At 31.1% G+C, this 23418-nt stretch carries 14 protein-coding genes; 2 read left to right on the forward strand and 12 right to left on the reverse strand.

Features of this window, described 5'->3' with window-relative positions:
* Positions 1-23 precede the first annotated feature (23 nt).
* The 5 genes from ACGLWY_RS07860 to ACGLWY_RS07880 all read right to left on the reverse strand — a co-directional run bounded on the left by ACGLWY_RS07860 (position 24) and on the right by ACGLWY_RS07880 (position 9914).
* Positions 24-2405, reverse strand: a complete 2382-nt coding sequence (locus ACGLWY_RS07860; protein ID WP_396619127.1) for a zinc-dependent metalloprotease — start codon at positions 2403-2405, stop codon at positions 24-26.
* 105 nt (positions 2406-2510) lie between these two features.
* Positions 2511-3464, reverse strand: coding sequence for a putative zinc-binding metallopeptidase (locus ACGLWY_RS07865; protein ID WP_396619128.1), 954 nt, complete (start codon positions 3462-3464; stop codon positions 2511-2513).
* 55 nt (positions 3465-3519) lie between these two features.
* Positions 3520-5001, reverse strand: coding sequence for a RagB/SusD family nutrient uptake outer membrane protein (locus ACGLWY_RS07870; RefSeq protein ID WP_396619129.1), 1482 nt, complete (start codon positions 4999-5001; stop codon positions 3520-3522).
* A 12-nt stretch (positions 5002-5013) separates the two neighbouring features.
* Complete coding sequence (locus ACGLWY_RS07875; RefSeq protein ID WP_396619130.1) at positions 5014-8655, reverse strand: SusC/RagA family TonB-linked outer membrane protein; 3642 nt, start codon at positions 8653-8655, stop codon at positions 5014-5016.
* A gap of 107 nt (positions 8656-8762) precedes the next feature.
* Positions 8763-9914, reverse strand: coding sequence for a FecR family protein (locus ACGLWY_RS07880; RefSeq protein ID WP_396619131.1), 1152 nt, complete (start codon positions 9912-9914; stop codon positions 8763-8765).
* 135 nt (positions 9915-10049) lie between these two features.
* On the opposite strand from ACGLWY_RS07880, the gene ACGLWY_RS07885 reads away from it, so the two are divergent.
* Complete coding sequence (locus tag ACGLWY_RS07885) at positions 10050-10640, forward strand: RNA polymerase sigma-70 factor (protein ID WP_396619132.1); 591 nt, start codon at positions 10050-10052, stop codon at positions 10638-10640.
* Between the two features lie 384 nt (positions 10641-11024).
* On the opposite strand, the gene ACGLWY_RS07890 is transcribed toward ACGLWY_RS07885, so the two are convergent.
* From ACGLWY_RS07890 to ACGLWY_RS07920, 7 genes are all read right to left on the reverse strand, one after another.
* The gene (locus tag ACGLWY_RS07890; protein ID WP_396619133.1) at positions 11025-11954 is read right to left on the reverse strand and encodes a peroxiredoxin family protein; all 930 of its coding nucleotides are present in this window, start codon (positions 11952-11954) and stop codon (positions 11025-11027) included.
* A gap of 86 nt (positions 11955-12040) precedes the next feature.
* Positions 12041-13456, reverse strand: coding sequence for a TlpA family protein disulfide reductase (locus tag ACGLWY_RS07895; RefSeq protein WP_396619134.1), 1416 nt, complete (start codon positions 13454-13456; stop codon positions 12041-12043).
* A 10-nt stretch (positions 13457-13466) separates the two neighbouring features.
* Positions 13467-14765, reverse strand: coding sequence for a TlpA family protein disulfide reductase (locus tag ACGLWY_RS07900; RefSeq protein ID WP_396619135.1), 1299 nt, complete (start codon positions 14763-14765; stop codon positions 13467-13469).
* A gap of 16 nt (positions 14766-14781) precedes the next feature.
* On the reverse strand, positions 14782-15882 hold the full coding sequence (locus ACGLWY_RS07905) for a redoxin domain-containing protein (protein ID WP_396619136.1): 1101 nt from the start codon (positions 15880-15882) through the stop codon (positions 14782-14784).
* 16 nt (positions 15883-15898) lie between these two features.
* Positions 15899-17350: a RagB/SusD family nutrient uptake outer membrane protein gene (locus tag ACGLWY_RS07910; RefSeq protein ID WP_396619137.1), complete on the reverse strand. Its 1452-nt coding sequence runs from the start codon at positions 17348-17350 to the stop codon at positions 15899-15901.
* Between the two features lie 20 nt (positions 17351-17370).
* The gene (locus ACGLWY_RS07915; protein WP_396619138.1) at positions 17371-20913 is read right to left on the reverse strand and encodes a SusC/RagA family TonB-linked outer membrane protein; all 3543 of its coding nucleotides are present in this window, start codon (positions 20911-20913) and stop codon (positions 17371-17373) included.
* A 171-nt stretch (positions 20914-21084) separates the two neighbouring features.
* Complete coding sequence (locus ACGLWY_RS07920; protein WP_396619139.1) at positions 21085-22230, reverse strand: FecR family protein; 1146 nt, start codon at positions 22228-22230, stop codon at positions 21085-21087.
* 130 nt (positions 22231-22360) lie between these two features.
* Between ACGLWY_RS07920 and ACGLWY_RS07925 the strand changes: the two genes are divergently transcribed.
* Complete coding sequence (locus ACGLWY_RS07925; RefSeq protein ID WP_396619140.1) at positions 22361-22939, forward strand: RNA polymerase sigma factor; 579 nt, start codon at positions 22361-22363, stop codon at positions 22937-22939.
* Positions 22940-23418: the final 479 nt, after the last annotated feature.

Consider the following 23418-nt stretch of genomic DNA (forward strand, 5'->3'; position numbering starts at 1 on the left):
ATTTGTTTTTTCTTTAAAAGAATTTATAATTTTTGATTGCCTTGTTCCCAAATCTTTATAAAATTGAGCATTCCTAAATAATGTGCTTTAGTCAAAGAATCAGTGTTTGAAATTTTCTTTTCGGCAAAAGCTTTAATCTTGTAAATTTGAGATTGTATAGTGAGAATATTATTAAATGACACGTTATTTTGATTCCCTATATTGATGTTTAATTGAGACAAATAACTATTCTGCATCCTTTTTTCGAATTCTGAAAGTTGTTTGTTTTTCTCTTTATTTAAAAATAATTTCTCAAATAAGAAGTTTAGAAGCTCCTCATTAGTCATAGGATTATCATTCTTGATTTCAGAATTGTTAAATACTAATCCTCTAAGTTCTAATTGATAAATATAATTTTCAAAAGGATTATACTTATCTTCCTCTAAATTAATTTTGTTTAGAAATGAAGGTTTTGTTAACCATAAAGGTTCCTCTAACATATACTCGTTTAAAAATTGCAATGCACGAACATGGTCTTCATACGAAACAGTTTTATATTCTACTGCATAATTTTGATTCTCACTAAAAATATTGTCTTTATAATAAGCGCCTATAAAACTCATCACATGATTTACATATCTGTGATATTGTCTTGCTAGATATAAATACCTCCGTTTTAACAATGTATAATCATCTTGGTTTTCTGTCCATTGCTCTATATTAGCCATTATATACTTAAGGTTTTTAATCCCAAGCCTACTGGCATAAATAATATCATCTCCACTATCTTCTGATTGGACTCTAGGGTCAGTTGATTTTTCTTCTAAGTAACCAATACCGCCTTTGCTCATTTCCTCTTTAACAAAGTCATTTAGCTTTTCCGTAAGAATTGGGGTTTTTAAAGCGTCAGGATAATAGCGATACCCCCATTCAATGGCAAACACATCATAAGTTCCAAGTTTTGGAATTAAATTTTTTTGCGCTATATGATCTTCTGGCTGCGCTATAAAATTAAATCGTTGATAATCCATAACAGAAGTACCAAGACCATTTTTCTCAATAAAATCATTATTCCTTAAACTATCTACTGGATAAAATGAACTTCCCATGAAATTGTGACGTAAGCCTAAAGTATGTCCTACTTCATGAGTAATTACGGTACTAAACAGCTTTCCCATTAAATCTTGATTTAAAGGATACTCTCTAGCCATAGGGTCAGAAGGGCTGGACATAACAAAATAGCTCATTTGAATCAAATCGGTTACAGCATGAAAAATAGCAACCTGAGCGCTAATAATTTCTCCTGAACGTGGGTCTATAATTTCAGAACCATAGGCATTTGCAATTGGCGAAGCTTTATATGAAATAACTGAATATCGCGCATCATCTGATGAATAATCTGGATCTTCCTCTTTTGTAGGTTCAGGCAATGCATATATTGCATTTTTAAAACCCGCTTTTTCAAAAGCCTTTTGCCAAAGAGCAACTCCCTTAATTACATGGGGAACCAGATATGTAGGCATATCTTTATCAATATAAAAAACAATTGGTTTTTGGGGAACAACAAGCTCTCCTTTCAAATAGCGTTCTACATCCTCTGGTTTCGGTTCGAGACGCCATCGCTTTGCTACTTGAAATACTTCATTTTCATTTCCTAATTGCCCCCTAATATGGCTAGCAAAATAACCAACCCTTTCATCAAAAAGCCTTATTTTTAATGGCTTTTCTGGAAGCAAAATCCATAATGCCCCTACTTCCCAAATGTTATTAGAATAAGTACTTTCATTTGGTTTAGAAGCTGTGTAGGTTCTTACTGAACGAAAACTAATATTAGTGGGATAACTAACTATTTCTGTAGAATATGAACTTTCTTTGATATAATTTCCTAAATCTAGTTCGGTTTTTGAACCTTGTAAAGCAAACAACTCGCTATCTCCTAAATAATAATCTGTTATATCTATCAAGTATTTATTGTCTGATGTAGCAACTATAGAAAAATTCTTAATAGTTGGATTAATCAAACTTTTATAAAATGGGTTATACATAAAACTATCGTCTTCTATATAATAAACAACAGGACTTACTAAACTTATTACATCGTCTTTCTTCTCGAAACGAACCATATTTTCGGGCATAGAATCATCACCATATCCAAATCTTTTATTGGCTTTTCGGTCATTCTTTTGTACTCCTTTTAGAATAGTTATGGTTACAAGTATATCTCTACCTACAATGGAGTCCGGAATCTCAAGTAAAATTTGATTGTTTTTTTCATAGACACTTACAAAACCGGAACTTGATTTTATTACATTATCCCCTAAATATTTAGAAATGGAAGGAATGGTATCTTTGCTAGCTACTCTACAGTCTTTTGCATACAATTGTAAGCCCATAAATAAGCTGCTAAGTAATAGTACGATTTTCATGTTTTTTATTAATTAAAATTAGGGATAGTACTTTAATAAAAACCTAGGTGTATTGTACACCTAGGTGTTTAAAGTTTAAAATATTTAAATTAGAATTTATTTTTCCTATTGATATATTTCATTACCAACTAACTGTAAATCAATATTGTAATTATCAATATAAAATTGACGAACCATATCATAACGTTTTTTCAACAGTCCATTTTTATCTTTTATAGGTGAAAATATACCTTCCCATGAAGTTTCTTTTGTGTCATACTCATTAACCGTAGTCACATCCTTATTTAAATATGCTTCAGAATAACAAATCATCATAGTAACAAATTGTTTCCAATCATTATTAGGAGATGCCGAATAATAAGGCTGCAAAATGCCTATTTTCCATAATGCGGTATTCGTTTTTTGGGCAGATGCAATTGAATAATTAGCTGACGCATTAAATACTTCAGTAGTATTTAACTTGCCTTGTCCATACATACAATCTACAAAAACACGATTAATTCCTTTCTCAAATACTGTTTCTTGCTCTGTTGTTAAATTTAAAACATCTTCTTTAGCATACGAAACACAAATGTTATCAAAGTTATAATAAGCCGGAACATCAGCTCCTTTTATTTTAAAAGGATAAGAAGAAAAATCAAAATTACAGTATTGAACTTGTGAACATAATAAAATTTTAACTGGTAAAAATTTATCCAAAAACTCAGGAGAATAGTGATTAAACCATGTTCTGTTCAATAAATCCAATTGTGGCTTAATATAATTTTCATCTGGTTCAAAATATATAAATCCTAGCTTCCCTTGACTATCATCTGTAGATGGTTCACCGTTTGTCCATTTAGAAGGAGTCCAATACGCATCCTTATCGGTAAAACGATAAAGTAAATAAGTGCCGTAATCATCGTAAAATTTTACAATGTCGTTGTCAAAATCATTGTTCCCCTGTGGTACCGTATAACCTGTTTTAATTCCTGAAGGCTCAATTTCATTTTCTTCTGTATTAGAACAAGAGGATAAAGCACAAATGCTTAACAAAATATATAAATATGTAATTCTCATTGTATTAATTTTAATTTATTAATAATATAATTTTACCAATCTTTCAATACTAAGCTTATCTTGGATTTTGTGATAATTCAGGATTTCTTTCCATTACATTATAAGGAATTGGCAATGCATAAAGTAAATCACCTGGTGCAAGAGAGTAAGTCATTGAATTACCATCTGCATCAATAAAAGTATGATCAACACCTAGATTTAAACGCTTTATATCTCCCCATCTCAAACCTTCTTCTAAACATAATTCACGTTTTCTCTCTTCCAAACAAAAATCTAAAAGTGTTTGTCCATCTGTAATATCTATAGCAACATAAGAATTTGTATCATAACGAGTTTCACGCAGAGTATTTAAATCCGCTAGTGCTTTTAATCTATAATCGTCCATTCCTGTTTCAAGAAACAAACGGCAGTATGCCTCTGCTCTATTAAGATAAACTTCTGCATTTCTAATACCCCTATCACCATAATTAAGGGTGTTACGACCTATTTTATTACTCACAAAATTATACGGAGCACCATTATCTGTACCTTTTACGAAATAAGCCTCAGATCTTAAATCTTCTGTATCATATAAAGACGTTAAAAAAGGTGACACGGTATATGGTGGTTTACTGTTTGCTATTGGAAAGATTGGCCAATAACTTGCAAACCTAATTGATGAGGTTCCGTAAACCCATAAAGGTTCATTACTAATATCAATATCATAAACTCCTTTACTATGGAATGTTGTTTTGAATGAATTTAAATAAGTTAAGGAAGGTTTATTTGAAATCACATCATTACTATAGTCGATGATACTCTGTAAGTCTTCTTTACTGTTTTTATAAATATAAAAACGAGTTAACATAGCCTCGGCTGCCAAGTATCCAACTCGAAATGGACTAGGTGCAGTATAATTGTCTTTTAATAAAGTTACCGATGCTTTTAAATCTGCTTCAATTTGATCAAAGGTTTCTTTTAAAGTAGAACGCTTAGGATAAATATCTTGAACATTCATTGTTAATACTAAAGGCACACCTAAAGCTTCATTAGGATTTATTTGATTAACGGAGTAAGGCTGACAATAGACTGAGGCAAGCTTAAGATAATAATAGCCACGTAAAAACAATACCTGTCCTTTCAATGCATTAATTTCTTCCTCTGTAGCAATAATGTTTTCTAAATAATCTAATACTACATTACAACCTTTAATTTTTTGATAATAGAATAACCATGAATTAGCATCACTTGGGATTGTGTAGCCCCCATCAAACATTGCCGAAGTATAAGTAAACATTGGCATTCCATTTTCAAAATTGGTTTTGTAATTTTCTGATGTTAGTCCATTAGATACCATTTCGTCAGTCAATAAATTCAGATAAATATCACTGGAAGACAAATATGGATAAGCTTCATTATACATGACTGCTGATATATCTTCAAGTGTTTTAGGAATAATTTCATCTTGACTGTTCTCCTCTAGAAAATCAGAACATGCTGTTAAAAGCAAAGCTGAAATACTAAATAATACAACTATATTTAATTTTAAGAATCTCATTTTTTTTCAAATTTAGAATGCAACATTTATATTAAAAGTGTAAGAGCGTGTACGTGGCTGATTACCTCTAGCCACCTCTGGATCTCTTCCACGAAAATCTTTACTTACAATTGAAAATACATTTGAAGCACTTAACCCCACATTTAAAGATTTGCATTTTAACTTTTCACAAAAACTACTAGAAAAATTATAACTTGCATTCAATGCATTTAATCTTAAACTTGATGCATCAACAACTCTATCAGTACTATAATTATACATTTGGTATAAAGGCACGTATGTTTGAGTTTCACCAGGCAAAAGAATTGGATTAGTTGCTGCATCCTGATCAGGTAACCCTGGTAATAAAGCAGTGGTATTATCAGGAGTCCATCTACCATTTAATTCTGATGATAAGTTTTCATATTCACTAGGTAAAATAGCCGTTGGATATGCTGACTTTAAGAATTTCTTACCTCCCAACTGAAGGTAAAAGTTAGCTGATACGCTAAATTGTTTGTATCTAATTGTATTACCTAACCCTGCTGTGAAATCAGGATCAGCTTTTCCAACATGTACTAAGTAAGCTGTTGGATCTTCATCTGGAGATGCCCCATCCTCTACTGATAAGTCAATTATTGGTCGTCCAGTTGCAGGGTCAACACCATCAAATTTAAATGCCCAAAAAGAAGATAGCGAATAGCCTTCTTTTAATAAAGTTCCTTGTATAGCTGATTGCCAACCATTATTTTGAGTTCCAACTTTGGTTACTTCATTAAAATTTTTGGCCGTATTCATTGTAACAGACCAGTTGAAATTTTGAGTACGTACAGGAGTAAATCCTACAGCCAACTCATACCCTTTATTTCTCAAACTACCTCCATTTACCGGCATAATATCGATACCATATTCTGCAGGTAAACTAAGAGGTGTGATTATATCTTTACCATTTTTCACATAGTAATCACCCGTAATGAAGATTTTGTTTTGAAACAAGCTCATATCAAAACCTAAGTTATATGTCGTTGTTTGTTCCCAACGCAAATCTTCATAAGGTAAATTTTTAATTTGAAGAAGATATTCTCCTGTATTTACATCATAAATCCTAGCTGAAGCAGTTGTGTTTGGAATTTGAACAATCAAACTAGGACTAAAGTTTACAGCCATATTACGTTGATATCCAAAAGTACTTCTTACACTTAAATTATTTATCCAATCAATATCTTTAATAAAATCCTCATTACCAGCATTCCATCTTAAACCACCTGCCCAAACAGGATTAAACTTCTCATTTGGAAATTGACCAAAGCGATTTGAAGCATCACCCCTTACACTAAAATTAAATACATAACGATTGTCATAAGTATAATTTAGAGTCAAATAGTATCCTACAGTATTGGTTTTTCTATCTGTAATTGAATTTCCAAATTTATTACTGTCTGTAGTACCTGAATATAAAGAATTTGCAAGAACAGTAGTCCCAGAAGTAATTGTTGGAGGTACTAATGCAAATGATCTTCCTCTATTGTGTAAATAACCATATGCAGTTGATCTATATCCATCAAATTTTAAACTCTGAGATTCAACTCCAAGCATTGCAGAAAAATAATGAACCTTATTAAAAATCTTACTATAACTTAAATTAGTTCGTAAATTCCAATTAGTAGATTGGTTATTATCTGAATTAAAAACACCTCCTATAGGTAACTTAGACTGTTTGTATAAAGGATTACTAGAACTTATACTAGCATATTCATACCCTCTAATTTTGGTAATTAAATTTGTTGTTTCAGTTGCATAAGAATTACCCATTGTTGAAGAAATGTTATAACTACCTAGAACATTCAATTTCAATTCAGGTAAAATACTATAAACAATATTTAAATTAGAATTAAGTGTTTGAACTGTATTGGAATTACCAGATTCATTTCTTTCATTTATATAATTGTATAGATATCCATTGGATACATCTTTGTAATAAAATAAACTTCCATCCTCATTATATGCAGGAATTACACGATTTATTTTTGTTGCATATTCATAAGGTCTAACCAAATAAAAACCATCTGTTTTCGATTTACTACCACTCAAACGAAAATTAACAGAGAATTTATCATTCAATTGGGTATTTATACCTAAAGAGGCATTTAATGAATTACTATTATTGCCAATAGCAGTACCTTGATTCTCACTATATCCTATTGATGAATAAAACCTTGTTTTCTTTGTGCCTCCACTAAAACCAATATGATGTGATTGACTAAAAGGATGACGATATAGAATATTAAACCAATCCGTATTAACACTTTCCATTTGTGCAACCCTACTATTAAATTCATCATAGGATATCTCACCAAATAAATATTTATTTAAAGCCCCTGCATACCCAATATCATTATTGGTTTGATTTGCTATTAAACCTCTCTCAAAAACTTCTCTAGAAACCCCTACTCGTTCCCTTGAGTTCATTAATTCTAACTTATCATAAGTTACTTTTTCTCCAAAATTAAAGTTTGTAGAGTAGCTAACCGATAAAGGCCCTTCCTTCCCCTGCTTTGTCCTAATAACAATAACACCATTTGCAGCTCTAACTCCATAGATAGCTGTTGCTGAAGCATCCTTTAACACAGTAATATCTTCAATATCATTTGGATTCAACCATGAAATAGAATTTCCTACGTAGTTTCTAATAAAATCAAAATTGTTCTCGGTAACTCCTCCATTACTATCAAATGTTTGTGTATTAAAAGGAAGAGGGTCTTCCTGAATAATTCCGTCAACAACCCAAATAGGCTCCTGATTCCCTAAAAAAGTAGAAGTTCCTCGAACCCTTGATTTTTGACGAACACCTACCTCCCCTGTAACGTTTGTAACATTTAAACCTGCTACTTTTCCTTGCAGCATTTGCTCAATAGTACTAACCCCGTTTATATTTAAATCTTTGTGGGATACACGAGTTACAGCCCCTGCAACTCTCTGCTTTTGAATATTTTGATACCCTGTTACTACAATATCATTTAGTTCTTCTAACTTTTCTTTTAAAGTAATCGAATACTCGAATTTATTTTCAGAGATTAATTCATAATAATTTTCATAGCCAATTCCGTGAGCCACCAAATAATAGCCAACTTCTGTCTTTAACGAGAAGCTTCCATCAAAATCAGTAGATGTTCCTCTTACTAAAAATCCTTTATTAATTGTTTCATCTTGAGGCTTAAGCTTTGACACATATACTGTTATTCCTGGCAATGGTAAACCATTGACATCGGTAATTTTTCCCTTTATAATAATTTCTTGTAAGGGCTTTTCTATTTTGTTTACAACAATAGTGTTGTTAGCCTCCAGTAAATAACTAAAATTACCTGAATTTAAAGTTAATGATAATAAATCATTAGCGTTGATTACTCCTTTTTTTAAATGAACTTTAGGGTAAGTTTTAAATAATTCAGACTGGTAAATGAACGTGTAATCCGTTTGGCTCATTATGAGTTCAAAAACTTCGTCTATTGTTACTTCTTTATCCATATCCACCTTAATTTTTGTGTTTTGTGCAAACACAACTTCAGGATTCAAACTAAAAACCGAAGTACATAATAAGAAAATGAGTATCTTCATAGCATTTTGAAGCTGCCTTTTTCTAAAACAGAAAAAAGCATTAGTTAAAATAATTTCCATAAATTTGTTAATTGTTAGTTGTTAGTTAAACATTTTTAATTAATTGATTAATGATTTTCAAGGGGTAAAGCCTTAATACTTTGGCGAGTCTTGGCTTTATTCCCTTTTTATTTTTTTAAAATAATTTTGTTGTTTTTTATTTCATAGGCATTTATAAAATTTGTGTTTTTTATTAGTGATAGTATTTTTTCAATATTCTGACTTTTACTAATTTGTCCATTAAATAGAATGCCTTTCATGTTGTCATCCTCAAAAATAACGTCTACATCATACCATCTTGACAACACCTTCATTATCTCTTCTAAAGATTTGTTCTTAAAATTAAATAAGCCATCTCTCCAAGCTATTTCATAGCTTGTTTCTACTTTTGATACAATTATATTATTTGATCCTTTATTCAAAACGGCCTGTTGACCGGGAACCAGTGTCTCTACATATTCGTTAGAAGAATGAAGTGCTATTGAACCTTTTAATAGTGTAGTGTATATGCTACCTTCATCTTGATATGCTTTAACATTAAATTCTGTACCCAAGACTTCTATTTCCTGTCCAGCAGAAATAACTCTAAATTCAGCTCCTTCATGTTCTTCACTATGAGCAACATCAAAATAAGCTTCTCCATAAAGAAGTTCTACATTTCTAGATTTACCTTCTTCAAAATTCACAGGATACTTCAATTTGGACTCTGAGTTTAACCATACTTTTGTTCCATCAGAAAGCTTGACAAAAAATTGTCCTCCCCTAGGAACTGTTAAATAATTATATACTACTGTATTACTTTTAGTTGAAGTAGAATTTTGGTAAACTAATTCTTTCTCACTTCCTCTAGCAAAGTCTGATTCATAGCCACTACCTTCCTCCAAAGAAATTTGAATCCCATCTTCTAATGTTAAAATGGCTTTGTTTGATCCGGGAACTATCGCATGTTCTACAATAATATGATCCTCTCTATTATTTGAATTTAAAGTTTTAATAAAAATTCCATAACATATAAATAGTAACACACATGATGCTACAGCTAACTTATAAACCTTAAGAGGAATAAGCTTAAAAATGTTTTTCTTGTTTGCTCTATATTCTTCAATAACATTATCAAATTCCATCCCTTTAAAGGATTCATTAGCCTTAAGCATATAATTTATTCTTAAGTATTCTTTAAATTTTAGTTTGTTATCATCTTCTTTCAACCATTCTTCCAATTTATAACACTCTTCATCAGTGGCCTCGTTATTGATAAATTTTGTAATTATTCTTTTCATTTTATTCTAAAAATTATTCCTTTTTCTTCTTTATAACAATTCAATATATAATTAGAACGGATTAAATTCAAAAAACCACTATTATTTAAATAAATTTATTTCTTTTGTATTATTATCATCTAAAATCTATTTTCTTTGAATAATTCTCTCACAAAAAAAAATATTACTAAAAATTTCGAAAAAGAAAATAGCTTAAGCTTTGATAAGATATATACAACTTATTACCAAACATTGTGCATTTTTGCTTGTAGTTATACCAATGACATCCAAAAAGCTGAAGATTTAGTACAAGATGTCCTATTAAAATTCTGGGAATCTAAATCGTACCTCAATTTTCAAGGAAACCTGAAAAATTATCTTCTGAAATCTGTCTATAATTCTTTTCTTGATTCGATTCGAAAGGAGCAAACCTTAAACAAAAAATTAGAAGAATTCAGGTATAAACTATTAATGGAAATAGTTGAAGAAGAGAATGATATTTTAAATAAGAAAATAGGACTATTAAAGAAAGAGATTGATGATCTTCCAGGTAGATGTAAAGAAATTTTTATACTTTGTAAATTTGAAGGGTTAAAGTACAAGCAAATTGCAGAAAAATTGAATATTTCAAAAAATACAGTTGAAAATCAAATTGGCAAAGCTTATAAAATCCTTAGAAGAAATTTAAATAAAAATGATTTTTTAAACTTATTTTTTAGTCTAATAAATAGATGTAGCCTTCCCTAAAAGTAAGTTTTGCACTATAATTAAGTGTTTGAGCAAAGCCTCTAAATGAAAGAGAAATACCTAATATAAATGTAAAGATTAAAATACGTTTCATAAAATTTTATATTAATTAATTGATTGTTTATCTTCTTAAGAATAAATTCTTAACTGTTTGTTGTGTAATTATTTTAGATAGTTTTAATAAAAGAGGACTGCTTTTAAACAATCCTCTTTTCTCAGTTTTTGCTCAAAATTGAGTGACTAATTCAAATAAACTTTTAAAAGCAAAAAAAATATTGAAATGTTTATAGATTAATATTTTTATTGCTGATGATTTTTGAAACGATTATTAAAACAAACGTCAATAACCATTCATACCCTAAAATATTAACTAAAAAGAACAAACTAGTTTTTAAATATTTCGGATAATTTTGTTTGTAAATTTTCTCTCCTAAGGTCTTTAGCCACTATTTTACCATCTGGATCGATTAAAAAATTTGCAGGAACTGTTACCACACCATAAGCATTAGCAACTGTACTTTCAGAATTAGTTTCATCTAACAAATTTAACCACGGTAAACCATCCTCTGTAACTGCTTTCATCCAAGAATTTTTGTTTTTATCTAGTGAAATAGAAATTATTTCAAAATTTTTACTCTTAAATTCCTTATAAGCTTTAATTGAATTAGGGTTCTCTGCTCTACATGGTTTACACCATGATGCCCAAAAATCTACTAAAACATATTTTCCACTAAATTCATTGAGACTGTGCTCTTTATCTTTCGCTTCCTTAAGTGTAAAGGCACTTGCTTGTTTTGTATTAGCTTCTTCTTGAATTAAAGCAATACTATCATTTGTTGAAAATTTTAAAGCAACCATGGAAGCTACTAAAGAATCAGCATTAAAGTCTATCGAAAACGCTTCTATTTTTGGAGGTAAACACATAGCATTTGTGCATGCCATATATTGTATAGTAAAATTTAAAGTTGTTTTTTCTTTTGATTTCAACCTTAAGCTTTGGGTAAAGATGACTCCTTTAGAATAATAAGAACTTTGCTCATGTCCCTTCTCTATGCCTTTTTCTTTGGTTGCATCAATTAATTCAATATTGCTATTTTCTTTAAAACTTATTTGAGTTGGCATTGCCAATCCAGCATTAGAGTCTTGTTGCGTATAAATATGCCATGGCGCCTTTACCATTGCCTCCATTTTAAGATCGTAAGTAAGCGCACCTATTTTTACAGTATCAATTTTCCATGATACAATTTGATTATTCTGGGCAATTCCTAAAAAAGCCTTCATAACTATTAATACTAAAAGAAGTATTCGTTTCATATATTATAATATTATAAAATTCATTATATATTGTTACCTGACCTAAATTAAAAAATAGTAGAGAGTCTATAATATTTACTATTTAATTATGCGCCTTTTCGGGCTAACTCTATCATTTGCGATAATTCTTCGGCCACAACTTCATCTTTACCTTCAAAACCTTCCAGTTTAAATCGTATTTTCCCTTCTCCATCAATAATAAATTTAGCAGGAATTCCGTTTACGCCAAAGGCCGTAACAGCGGGAGGTACTTTAGTAACTGGATCTTTAGTATCCATATATAAATCAAAAGTATAATTGCGTTTGCTTAAAAAATTCTTAGCATCTGTTAAGGGATCTGCTACATTTTCCCATGTATGGATAAAAAGAAACTTAACATTAGCGTCATTAGCATATCTATCTACGGCCATTTGCATGGCAGGGAAAGATGCCACACACGGACCACACCAGGTCGCCCAAAAATCCAAAACAATGGTTTTACCTTTAAAATCTGCCAAAGTTGCCTTTTTCCCATTCACATCTGTTACATAAAAGTTTGGGGCGGGTTCATTAATCAATAATGGTTTAACTTGGTCTCGTATTTTGGATATAAACCCATTTTGTAATGAGCCTATATAAGTATTTACATCTTTATTAGGGTATAATGTTTTATACGCCATTCTTACCTGATCAACATATCTTTTCTCGATCTTACCATCTTTTATCATTTCGGACAAAATTGGCAAGGTTTCCTCATAATTCTTATCAAAAATTGATGATAAGAAGGCATAATTTTCTACGAGGGTTCTATCTTTATCTTCGATATTATCATAAGCCTCCTTAGTATACATATAAGCCTTCTCATTTTTTCCTGCTTTAAAGAGAAGTTTACCATACATATTGATGTAATCGTTGTATACAGATTTAGGATCTACTTTAAGCAAATTACTAAGGGCTGTGTTTTCCTTCAATTTTTTCGCGCCTTCTATTTCTTTAGTGGCAATATCTAAAGCCTGATCAAAATCTATTGGCTCCATTAAATCAATATTCATAGTTATAGCCGCTACTCTATAAACCTGATCTTCCATTGAATTAATGTATTCCATTACTTTTGTGCCATTAGGTACTTCAGCATAAGCCATGGCTACTAAATTTTTTTCCGAATCTGTATTCACATCGGGATACTCATTATGTAAAGATTTGAAATGAGCCTCTATTTCTTCTGGACCACCTTTCACGTCAAGGAATGACATCATTCGTGCCATACTTGCCTGTGTGCTTTGCGGATATTTCTTATTAAGACGTTTTATTATCGCATTTTTTTTATCATCATCTTTATTGTAATATTCAATCAAAATAAATAAATCTTCAGCCGTTCCATTTTCCAATCTTCTAATATTTTGATTGAGCTCCTTTTGATTTTTTTCATTTCTTAATGCCTCCAATGTAGCATCTAAGTCAAGTTCTTGTGACATTACACTTAACGATGTAAACATTAAGATGAACAAAATTTTATAATTCATGTTTTTACTTTTAAATTTTACTTTCAGTCTTAGTAATTTCTACCATAGCCTTTAACTTATAATATTCTCTATCGGTAGAACCTGCATAACCGGAAGAATAAAACCTGATATTGCCCATAGTATCAAAAACTATTTTAGTTGGAGTTCCGTTAATACCATATGCTCCATTAGGCTCGTCACGCAATACATCTAAGGAAATTCCTTTTTTTGTTATAAAGCTTTTAACTGTTCTTTGCGTTTCAAATAGATCAATAATAAAAAGTTGAAAAGGCTCCTTTTTATATTCTGAAACAACCCGTTCAAATCCTGCAAAGGCAGCAATACAAGGCGTACATATGGTGGTCCAAAAATCGATAACAAGAACCTTTCCTTTATGATCATTAAAGTTTATGGTATTACCATTCAGGTCTGGTAAAGAAATCTCATGTATTGGCTTAGTAGCATTAAAAAGAGGAAATGTTTCACCATTACCGCTAGGGTCTGAAATTACCCCTTGAAATGGTATCGTACTTTCTGCTATGTACAATTTTTCAACCTCTTCGTATTCCTTTTCATAAGCCTCTTTCTGTAAGTCTGAAATTAATTTATCAGCTCCTTTATCATTTCCATGTACTTTTTTATAAACCTCTCTTAAGGTCTTAACTAACTTAGGATTTGAGTCTGCATGTCTAACCGCATAAACTAGAGTATCTAAAGCCATTTTATCCTTACCAGCTGCTGATAGAACAATAGCATATCGGTTATAATAATTCGATTTTGAATCTTTGAAATATTTCATTTCTCTAGCTCCATCCTTAATCTCTGATGACTTTTGAATATTTTTTAAAGCTACATCAATGTCTCCTAATTTTGCATTAGCCATAGCATTCACCTCTAATAACACTTGTAATCGAAGATTGGCTATTTCATCACTCTTAGCATTCTTCTCAATATCATCTATAATATCTTTAGAAATCTTTGCAACGATACTTTGATATTTTGGTTCTTCTACCAAATCTTCCAACACATAAGATAAGTAAATCAAGTTTTTGCCTGAAATTTCAGGATTCGTTTGCATATAGTAATTGTATTTTTCAATATTCCCCTTAGCTAACCAACCTGTTGCAAGAACTACACGGTACAAGTTATACTCTTTCGTTTTAGATTTATCCTCAGGATTTTCCTGAAGCATTTTATTAAAATAATTCTCCTGATCTTCCACTTTAACAATCAGTTCAAAATCCTCGAAGTTATACTTTTCAACTTCTTCCTGTTGTGCCCAACTTGAACCGCTTATCATTATCAATAGACATATTAATAATTTATTCATAGTATTTTTTATTAGTTTATTTAATTAATTCTTTAAGCTTTTGTTGTAACGCCTGCCCTTTTAACCCTCTCCCTATAATTTTTCCATTTTTGTCTATAAGAAAATTATCTGGAATAACACTTACACCATAAAGTTTTGCTGCTTCATTACCAGCTCCTTTTAAATCACTGACTTGTTTCCATGGCAAACTATCTTCCTTTATCGCTTTTAACCAAGCTTCTTCATTAGAATCTAGGGACACGGCTAGAATTGTAAAATTCTTATCTTTAAATTTCTTATATGCATTAAGAACGTTTGGGTTTTCTGCCCTGCAAGGGGCACACCAACTTGCCCAAAAATCCAAAAGCAAATACTTACCCCTGTAGGATGCAATTGACACCAGGTTGCCTTCTGGGTCTTGCATAGTAAAGTCTGCTGCCATTATTTCTCCAGACTCATATTTCTTAGCCTTATCCAATCGAGGTTTTAAAGCAACTATTTTTGGTGTATTTTTCATTCTATGGCTTAACGTCTCATACATTGGTCCAACTATATTTAAGTCTATTGCAGCACCTTCTTGTGTAAATAAATCCATAAGATCAATGCTAACATAGCTGTCTGGATAGCCTTTAATAAAGTCTGTAACCAAATCTTCATAAAAAGTCATTGCAAATGGTTCATCTTTTAGGGCTTTGGATTTCGTTTCACTCATCTTAGCATATGCTTGCCAAGCTTTCTCCTCAGTACCTCCACCTGAATATGAAGCCATACCTGAAGAATCAAAAGAGATATCAATAGTTCCATCTAAATAAATTAGCGCTACATTTTTCATTGTTGAACCACCCTGTTCAATTTGGGAACTATCTATAACCTTCTTTGTAGAATCTATTAAATTAAGTTCTGCCAATTGCGGCCTTCCAATTGTTCCTTTAAATTCAAATTTCCCATTTTGAATGGCAGTAGTATCAGATTTATAGGGTCCGCCTTCATCATTTTCAGGATATGACATTACAGCTATGCCTGCCTTTATATCTGATGGAATTTCACCTTTTATAGTATATTCCACGCCTATAAAATCATTATGTTTACAAGCCGAAATTAGACTTGTAAACAATAGTAATAACAAATATTTTTTCATAATTATAAAATAATTTTTATTGATTTTCAATTAAATCAGGGTTTTGTGAAGTTACTACTCCTCCAAACCTTAGTACCAATCTTTCTGGTGTTAGTGTATAACTTTCCAATAAGTCACCTTCAGAACTATATTTGTTATGCGTATAATTTACTAAGTTATTATAATCTGAATCTACAGATAGCCTTCTCATATCAAACCATCTATACCCGCTTACTGAAAACTCTCTAATACGCTCTTCAAATATAAATTTCACTAAATTATATTGATTTGATGCAATTTCTGTTGGAACAGGCGCGTCATTCACAGGCATTCTTTTAGATCTAAAATTTTCTAGTGCGGTAGTTGCTTCTTCCAAAAATCCTAAACGTGCATTAGCCTCAATTATTAATAAATAAATGTCTGGTAAATACACTCCCGATTGTTGCTGTAATGGACCAACTTTTCTTAACATACCATTAGGGTAATAGGGAGAAAAACCAAAAAATTCTGCATTTGAGAAAAAATTCAACCTTAAATCGGAACTACCATACATATTTGCTGTTTCTGTACTTACTACAAATTCATTATTAATAAATGCCCAGGCATTAAAAACAGACTTGTCATATAATACTTCTGTATTATCCTTTGATAAAATGGCTGCAGGACCAAAAAAGGGATTTATTGGTGTAAATACACCTCCATCTAAAAGTTCAAAATTATAATTATAAAGATTCACATTAATTTGAGATCTTTGCGCATAAGTTAATGCTTGCTTTAGGTGTACTAATGCACTATCATATTTATGTTGAAACATTAATACTTTACCCAGAAGACCTTCTGCAGCTGCTTTAGATGCTCTATGTCTGCTGCTAACTGATTCTGAAAGATAGGGTAATGCACTTTCTATATCTTCTATAATAAAATCATAAACTTCTGCCACTGTATTTCTAGTAAAGTTGGTTGAAGTAATGTCCGAATATGTAATGATAGGAAATCCTAAGTCTGAACTAGCTGTTGACGCATTATATGGTTTTCCATAATAGTTTATAAGCATAAAATAATTAAAAGCTCTTCCTATACGCGCCTCTGCTTCAAGCTCTTGCTTTTCTACATCAGTTCCACCATTGGCGTCATTTACTTCGTTAATTATTTTATTATAAACATACAAGGATGCCATTAATGGTTGAAGCTCTTGTGAATTTTGATCTGAATTATAAATATCGGCCTCCCATTTAAAAAGTCTGCGGGGTCTTTGTTCAATAGTTGAATAAAATGGTTCTATGGCTGCCACTTCATCTCCCATTGGAACAGTAATATTAGACAATTCTCTTAATGAAGGATCTTCTAATAACAAATTATAATCTTTAGTAGATTGTGCTATTAAACTTCCCTTAGGAGTGACTTCTAAAAATTCTTCACTACATGAAAACGTTGATGCAGTAAGTAATGAAAAAACAAATAACCTTATATAAAATATTTTAATATTCATGAGTAATAGTATTAGAATTATTAAATGGATAAATGAACACCTAAAGCAATGCTTCCTTGATTTCTTTTAATCTCTCTTTGACCAGTACCATAAAAGGTGTATTGAAATTCTGGATCGATATCAGATTTGTTAGCTTTCCAAAGCATTAAATTTGAGACGGATACTCTAAAAGTTAAATTATCTACCTTAAGTTTATCCAACACATTTTTTGGAATTCCGTAAGACAATGTGATATCTCTTAATTTTATATAAGAAGCATCTAATACATTTGTATTTCCTTTCATATAATAATTGACATCTCTAGTATTTCCAGTAAAAGTTCCTGTAGAATCATAAGAAGGAATATCTGTAACCAATTCGTCACCTGGATTCTTCCACCTGTTTGTAAAATCGCTGTGAGGAACAGTTTCCAAGAGTGATGAGTAATCTGAATTTACATCCTTTCTCATCACATGACCTAAATTGTACACTGTATTTATACTTAAATTAAAGTCCTTATATCTAAACGAATTAGAAAAACCACCACTCCAAACTGGTTGCATTGTTCCCATAAATAAAACATCATCCTCCAAAGTAACATTTGGCTCTTTAGTTATTGTACCATCACTCAAACGAATTAAAGGGTCTCCTTCATCATCCAAACCTTGATAATCATAAGCAAAGACTGCAAATGCTGGATAGCCCTTTAAATAGGCTAAATTAACTTTTTGTTGACCCGTAGTAACTTCGCCTGGTAATACTAATTCTGTAATTTTGTTTTTATTATGAGCCAATGTGAACAAAGTAGTCCAACCAAAGTTTTCATTTTGGATGTTAGTTGTATTTAATGTTAATTCAATACCCTTATTTTCCATATTACCAAAATTCCCTATAGCTGATGAAAATCCTGAAAACACATTAAGAGGTAATTGACCTAACAGATTATCTGTGCTTTTCTTATATATATCTAAAGAAGCTGTTATTACATTAAGCAATCCAAAATCAACACCAAAATTTAAAGTTTTAGTACTTTCCCATGTTAAATTTGGGTTGCCTGGTGTTTTAATTGTTAATGGGATAATATTCTCTGCTAAAGTATAATTTGTTTGCGGTCTTAAAATATCATACGATGAAGATGTTCCCGGTGTAGGTGCATTACCTGTAATACCATAGGTGGTCCTCAATTCTAAAAAGTTTAATGATGACACATTTGTTAAAAAAGATTCTTTCCCCAAACTCCATTTACCACCGACACTCCATGTTGGTTTATTTTGAGCTGATTTATCTAGACCAAACAAATTACTTTGATCTCGTCTCCAACTCCCGTTAATGGTATATTTCCTATTTAAGGTATAGCCTGCGTTCAAATAGTACGACGTAAATCGACTTAAAACTTCAGATTGAGTAAACAAGTCGTCTGTTAAAAAACTTTGATCCCCAAAGTTTGGCATTACAGGGTTATCTATACCATTATTTTTTAATGTAGCATAATCCACAGATAAATAAGTTTGCAATAATGGGTTATAACCACGCACCGTTGTACTTGTAACTTCCGTTAATTGTTCTTGTGCTTCTTGTCCCAAAATTATATTAATTTGATGCTTACTATCATTCCAACTTTTATCGAATGACAATTGATTTCTTATGGTGTAATTTCTATTAGAAATATTGCTTTCAGTGTACCTGCCTCCTGTTTCGGGTAGATAATAAATAGGAGTGTCGTTTGGAGAATCCGCAGCGGTAAACTGAACTAATTCACTTCGTACATCATAACTTTCATCACTAATGTAATTAGAAGTCTTATTAGAACCTTGAATGTAGCTATAAGTACCATTAAACTTTATATTATCAAAGATATCAATATCAACTCCTCCAATTAAGCGCGTGTTAAAAGCTTCTGAAATTTCATCTGAAAAATTTCTTTCATCTAAAGGGTTATAATTTAAATCAATTCTAGACCTTGCTTCAAAATCTGCTCTAACATCTTCTGTTAGCATACCCATAAAAGGAATTGAAAAATTGTTACCCATATCGTCCTTGAATAATTGATACGGATAAAAGCTATTAGTAATACTTAAATTATTTTTAGTAAGTGCTTTTGTTTTTGTGAAATCGGTAATTAAAAAAGACTTAATTTTTTCATTAAATTTAAAATCCTGTCTGACATTTATTTTATAAAGTTTATCCGTATCCCCGGGTCTATCTGATTTTGTATCAGTATATGTCATAGATGCATAAACAGAATGTTTTTCTCCACCCGTTGAGAGGGTTAAAGTATGGTTTGTTTGCATGGCTTCCCGATACCATAATTTTTTAATTTGATCTCTATTATTGATATTCGATAAACTATCCAGCTTAGCATTTGCAACACTACTAGATAAAACACCACGATATTCATCATAAAGGATTTGTAAATGTGGAGCGATACCTCCAATACCAAAAACATAAGCGTTTCTTTGATCATAAGGGTAAGATTCAGGATCAAAAACTTCTCTTGCTGCACTAATAAATTCTGAGCTATTCATATAAGGTTGATAATCTAAATCTGGACGACCTTGAATATTAGTAAAAGCATCATACTCAACCTTCAATTTTTTATTGTTTTCTCCTTTTTTTGTAGTGACAACAATAACTCCATTTGCAGCCCTGGCACCCCATATAGATGCAGCTGTTGCGTCCTTTAAAACAGTAATATCCTCTACATCTTGTGGGTTTATAAAAGAAATATTATTGGTTGGAATCCCATCTACAACGAATAAGGGATTTCTATTTGTACCTGTACCTGTAGCAATATTATCGTTTTCATCAAATGTACCAATACTTGTTAAACCTCTAATTAAATAAGGATTAGAAGCAGCATCTGGAGAATTATTAATAGTCAATCCAGCAACCAATCCATCTATTCTTTGAAGTATATTCATTGAAAAGGCTCTGTCTTTTGCTATTGTTAGATCTGGTTTAGAATAAGATCCAGCACTACGCTCTTTTGAGAGCTTTTGATAACCAGTTGAAACTAGCTCAACAGCTTCTAGTTCGGTTATATCTTCTTCCAATGCAACATTTATAGTTGTTTTATCACCTACTAAAACTTCCTTAAACTTAAACCCTAAAAACTTGAAAACAAGTATATTTTCGCGCGATGGAACTGTTATTTCATAATTCCCATCATAATCTGATATAACCCCTATCGTAGTTCCCTTTACAAATATAATAGCACCACTAATAGGTAGCCCATTTGCATCTTTTACCTTTCCAGAAACTTGAATTTGTTGTTGAGTGTTTCTACCTTTAATTATAATTTTATTATCTGTTGATAACACTATATAAAAATCATTTGCAGAAAGACTGTTTTGTAAAAGCTCATCTACGCTAATTGTACCTTTTTTTAATTGTATTTTAGGTGTATCCTTAAATAAATCTTGAGGGTAAATGAAGCGAAAATCGGTTTGGGTTTTGATTATATCGAACACTTCATCGATAGACACTTCTTTATCTGCATCAATTATTACTTTTTTTTGAGCCAACCCAATTTCTGAATTTAAAGAAAAAACAGTTGTACATAATAAAAAGATTAATGTTCTCATAATCATTAATAGGATCCGTTTTCGAACGATATAACGGACATTAGTTAATTTAATTTCCATAAATTTGCTTTGTGTTAGTTAGACAATGGTTTAATTAATGCTTTCTAGAGGGACGAAGTTGAGTCATCGCCAAATGTTTGACTTCGCTCCCTTTTTTTTATTTTATAATTTTCATTTAAGAGTTATTGTTTTATTATTGATTTCGTAGTTTTTGATGACACCTAAATTTTTGATGGTTTGTAATATTTCTTGAATGCTTTGTTCTTTACCAACTACACCATTAAAACCTGTGGATTCAAGGTCTTTATTTTCAAAAACCACTTTCATATCATACCATCTAGATAAAACTTGCATAATTTCTTTAAGTGTCTTTCTTTTAAAACTAAACACTCCTTCTTTCCATGAGGTTTGATCGTAAACATCAACATTAACCACATTCAGAACCCCAGTAATGGTATTTAAATTTGACTGTTCTTCTGGTCTTAAAATTTTTCTTTGGTTTTCAAAACTTACTTCTACTTTACCTTTTACCAAAGTGGTGTAAATATTTGTTTCTTCTTTGTAAGCCTTGATGTTAAACTCTGTTCCCAACACCTCAACTTCGTGTTGGTTATGCATTACTTTAAAATGAGACCCCTTGTGTTCCGTACTATGCGACACTTCAAAATAAGCCTCTCCATACACAAGCTCCACTTGTCTTAATTGGCCGTCGTTAAAAGCTACAGGGTATTTAAGTTGAGATTCAGAATTCAACCAAACCTTAGTGCCGTCGGATAACATGATATAAAACTTACCTCCTCTAGGAATGGTCAATGTATTATAAGCGATTTCAGACTTACTTTTTTCTCCTGCATGGTAAATAATCTCTTTACCATTACTGGTAGCATTTTGAGTTTCGTAGGTATTACCTTTTTCCAATGCTACTGTTTCTCCAGTCTCCAAAGTCAGGGTTGCTTTTTCATTACCTGGTTCGATCTGGTTGTTGACGATGATGGGTGCAGGCACTTCTTGAAACGATGAAAAGATGTCTCCCTTTAAGATATAAGTACCTGCCGAGATACCAACTATAATTGCAGCAGCTGCATATCTCCAAACAATATGTCTTGATGCTTTTTTATGTTTTTCAATAGCCATCTTCACCTTGTTTAAAGCCTTATGGTCATCAATTTCTTCATGGGTAACATTTAGGTCATAATTTTCTTTAACCAATTTTGTAAACTTCTTTTTATTTTCAGGTTTTCTAAGCCAAAACAGTAACTCTTGGTATTCAAGATCTGAAAGCGTATCGTTTAAATATTTTATTATTGTTTTTTTCATTAAATTCAGTAAAAAGTCTTATTCATTAAAAAGTCGTCATGAATTTTAAAAAACCCTTAGTGAAAAAACATCTTTTTTGAATTTTCTCTTAAATCTTTTGTAATCTTGTATTGTAAATTGAAAATTTTTAATGAACGACCTAGAGCTTATTCTCAAAATAAAGGCAGATGACAGTGACGCTTTTGATGTGTTATTCAAGACATACTACAAAGATTTGGTTCGCTATGTCAGGTCTTTAAACAATGATTTAGCATTATCAGAAGATATTGTTCAGCAAGTTTTTGTTAATCTTTGGATAAACAGAAACACTATAAACATTAAAAATTCTGTTAGAGGTTATTTGTTTTCTGTTAGTTATACCACCTATATAGATTATTACAGAAAAACAAGAAGACAATTAGATTTACTGGAAAATTTTAAATCTGAAATTATCAGAGAACATATTTCTGAAAACAACGACTTACTGGAGCATAAAATCAAACGTCTAAGAATGGTTATTGACACCTTACCTACTATTTGTAAGAAAGTTTTAGAACTGAATAAATTTGAAGGTTTAAAATATGATGAGATTGCTGATGTATTAAATATCTCGAAAAAAACGGTAGAATCTCATATGAGACTAGCTTTTAAAAAAATAAGGCAAGGTTTTAAAGATGATAGTTTGTTTTTATTTTTTGCACATAAAGTTTTTAAAACATCTTTACATTAATAAAACTTCATTAAATGTGACATGTGCCATGACTTCGTCACCATATCCTTTATAGGCTGGAGTTGCTACCTTTACTTGGACAGAAAATTTAAGACTGTTTGTTAGAAAACAAATATTATTTTTTAGATATTGTATCTAGATCATTATTTTGATTTATAGAAAACATCATCAAAGTAATACCACTAAATTATATCTTCATTTAAATCACGATTAATGCTTTTCAAATCATTTTTTAAATCATTTCAGGTGGTACCCATTATTTTTAAAATTTGATATCAAACAAAATGGATAAAAACAAAAAAAAACACTGATAATCATACAATTAACAGTGTTTTGATGTTTCCTATTTCTAGGTTCGTCGGGGTGGCAGGATTTTTAACAAATCCATAAACCACTTATTATCAGTACTTTAAACACTTTCGATTTAGTATGGTTCACCGAATTGCACACTAAAGTCAAAAAGAACTATTTAAAAACAA

Source organism: Mariniflexile sp. HMF6888, from assembly GCF_044335535.1.
Taxonomy (GTDB): domain Bacteria; phylum Bacteroidota; class Bacteroidia; order Flavobacteriales; family Flavobacteriaceae; genus Mariniflexile.

Excerpts from the sequence above, each read along its gene's own strand:
- ACGLWY_RS07860 (WP_396619127.1), bottom strand. The coding sequence starts at position 2,405 with ATGAAAATCGTACTATTACTTAGCAGCTTATTTATGGGCTTACAATTG.
- ACGLWY_RS07865 (WP_396619128.1), bottom strand. The coding sequence starts at position 3,464 with ATGAGAATTACATATTTATATATTTTGTTAAGCATTTGTGCTTTATCC.
- ACGLWY_RS07870 (WP_396619129.1), bottom strand. The coding sequence starts at position 5,001 with ATGAGATTCTTAAAATTAAATATAGTTGTATTATTTAGTATTTCAGCT.
- ACGLWY_RS07875 (WP_396619130.1), bottom strand. The coding sequence starts at position 8,655 with ATGGAAATTATTTTAACTAATGCTTTTTTCTGTTTTAGAAAAAGGCAG.
- ACGLWY_RS07880 (WP_396619131.1), bottom strand. The coding sequence starts at position 9,914 with ATGAAAAGAATAATTACAAAATTTATCAATAACGAGGCCACTGATGAA.
- ACGLWY_RS07890 (WP_396619133.1), bottom strand. The coding sequence starts at position 11,954 with ATGAAACGAATACTTCTTTTAGTATTAATAGTTATGAAGGCTTTTTTA.
- ACGLWY_RS07895 (WP_396619134.1), bottom strand. The coding sequence starts at position 13,456 with ATGAATTATAAAATTTTGTTCATCTTAATGTTTACATCGTTAAGTGTA.
- ACGLWY_RS07900 (WP_396619135.1), bottom strand. The coding sequence starts at position 14,765 with ATGAATAAATTATTAATATGTCTATTGATAATGATAAGCGGTTCAAGT.
- ACGLWY_RS07905 (WP_396619136.1), bottom strand. The coding sequence starts at position 15,882 with ATGAAAAAATATTTGTTATTACTATTGTTTACAAGTCTAATTTCGGCT.
- ACGLWY_RS07910 (WP_396619137.1), bottom strand. The coding sequence starts at position 17,350 with ATGAATATTAAAATATTTTATATAAGGTTATTTGTTTTTTCATTACTT.
- ACGLWY_RS07915 (WP_396619138.1), bottom strand. The coding sequence starts at position 20,913 with ATGAGAACATTAATCTTTTTATTATGTACAACTGTTTTTTCTTTAAAT.
- ACGLWY_RS07920 (WP_396619139.1), bottom strand. The coding sequence starts at position 22,230 with ATGAAAAAAACAATAATAAAATATTTAAACGATACGCTTTCAGATCTT.
- ACGLWY_RS07925 (WP_396619140.1), top strand. The coding sequence starts at position 22,361 with ATGAACGACCTAGAGCTTATTCTCAAAATAAAGGCAGATGACAGTGAC.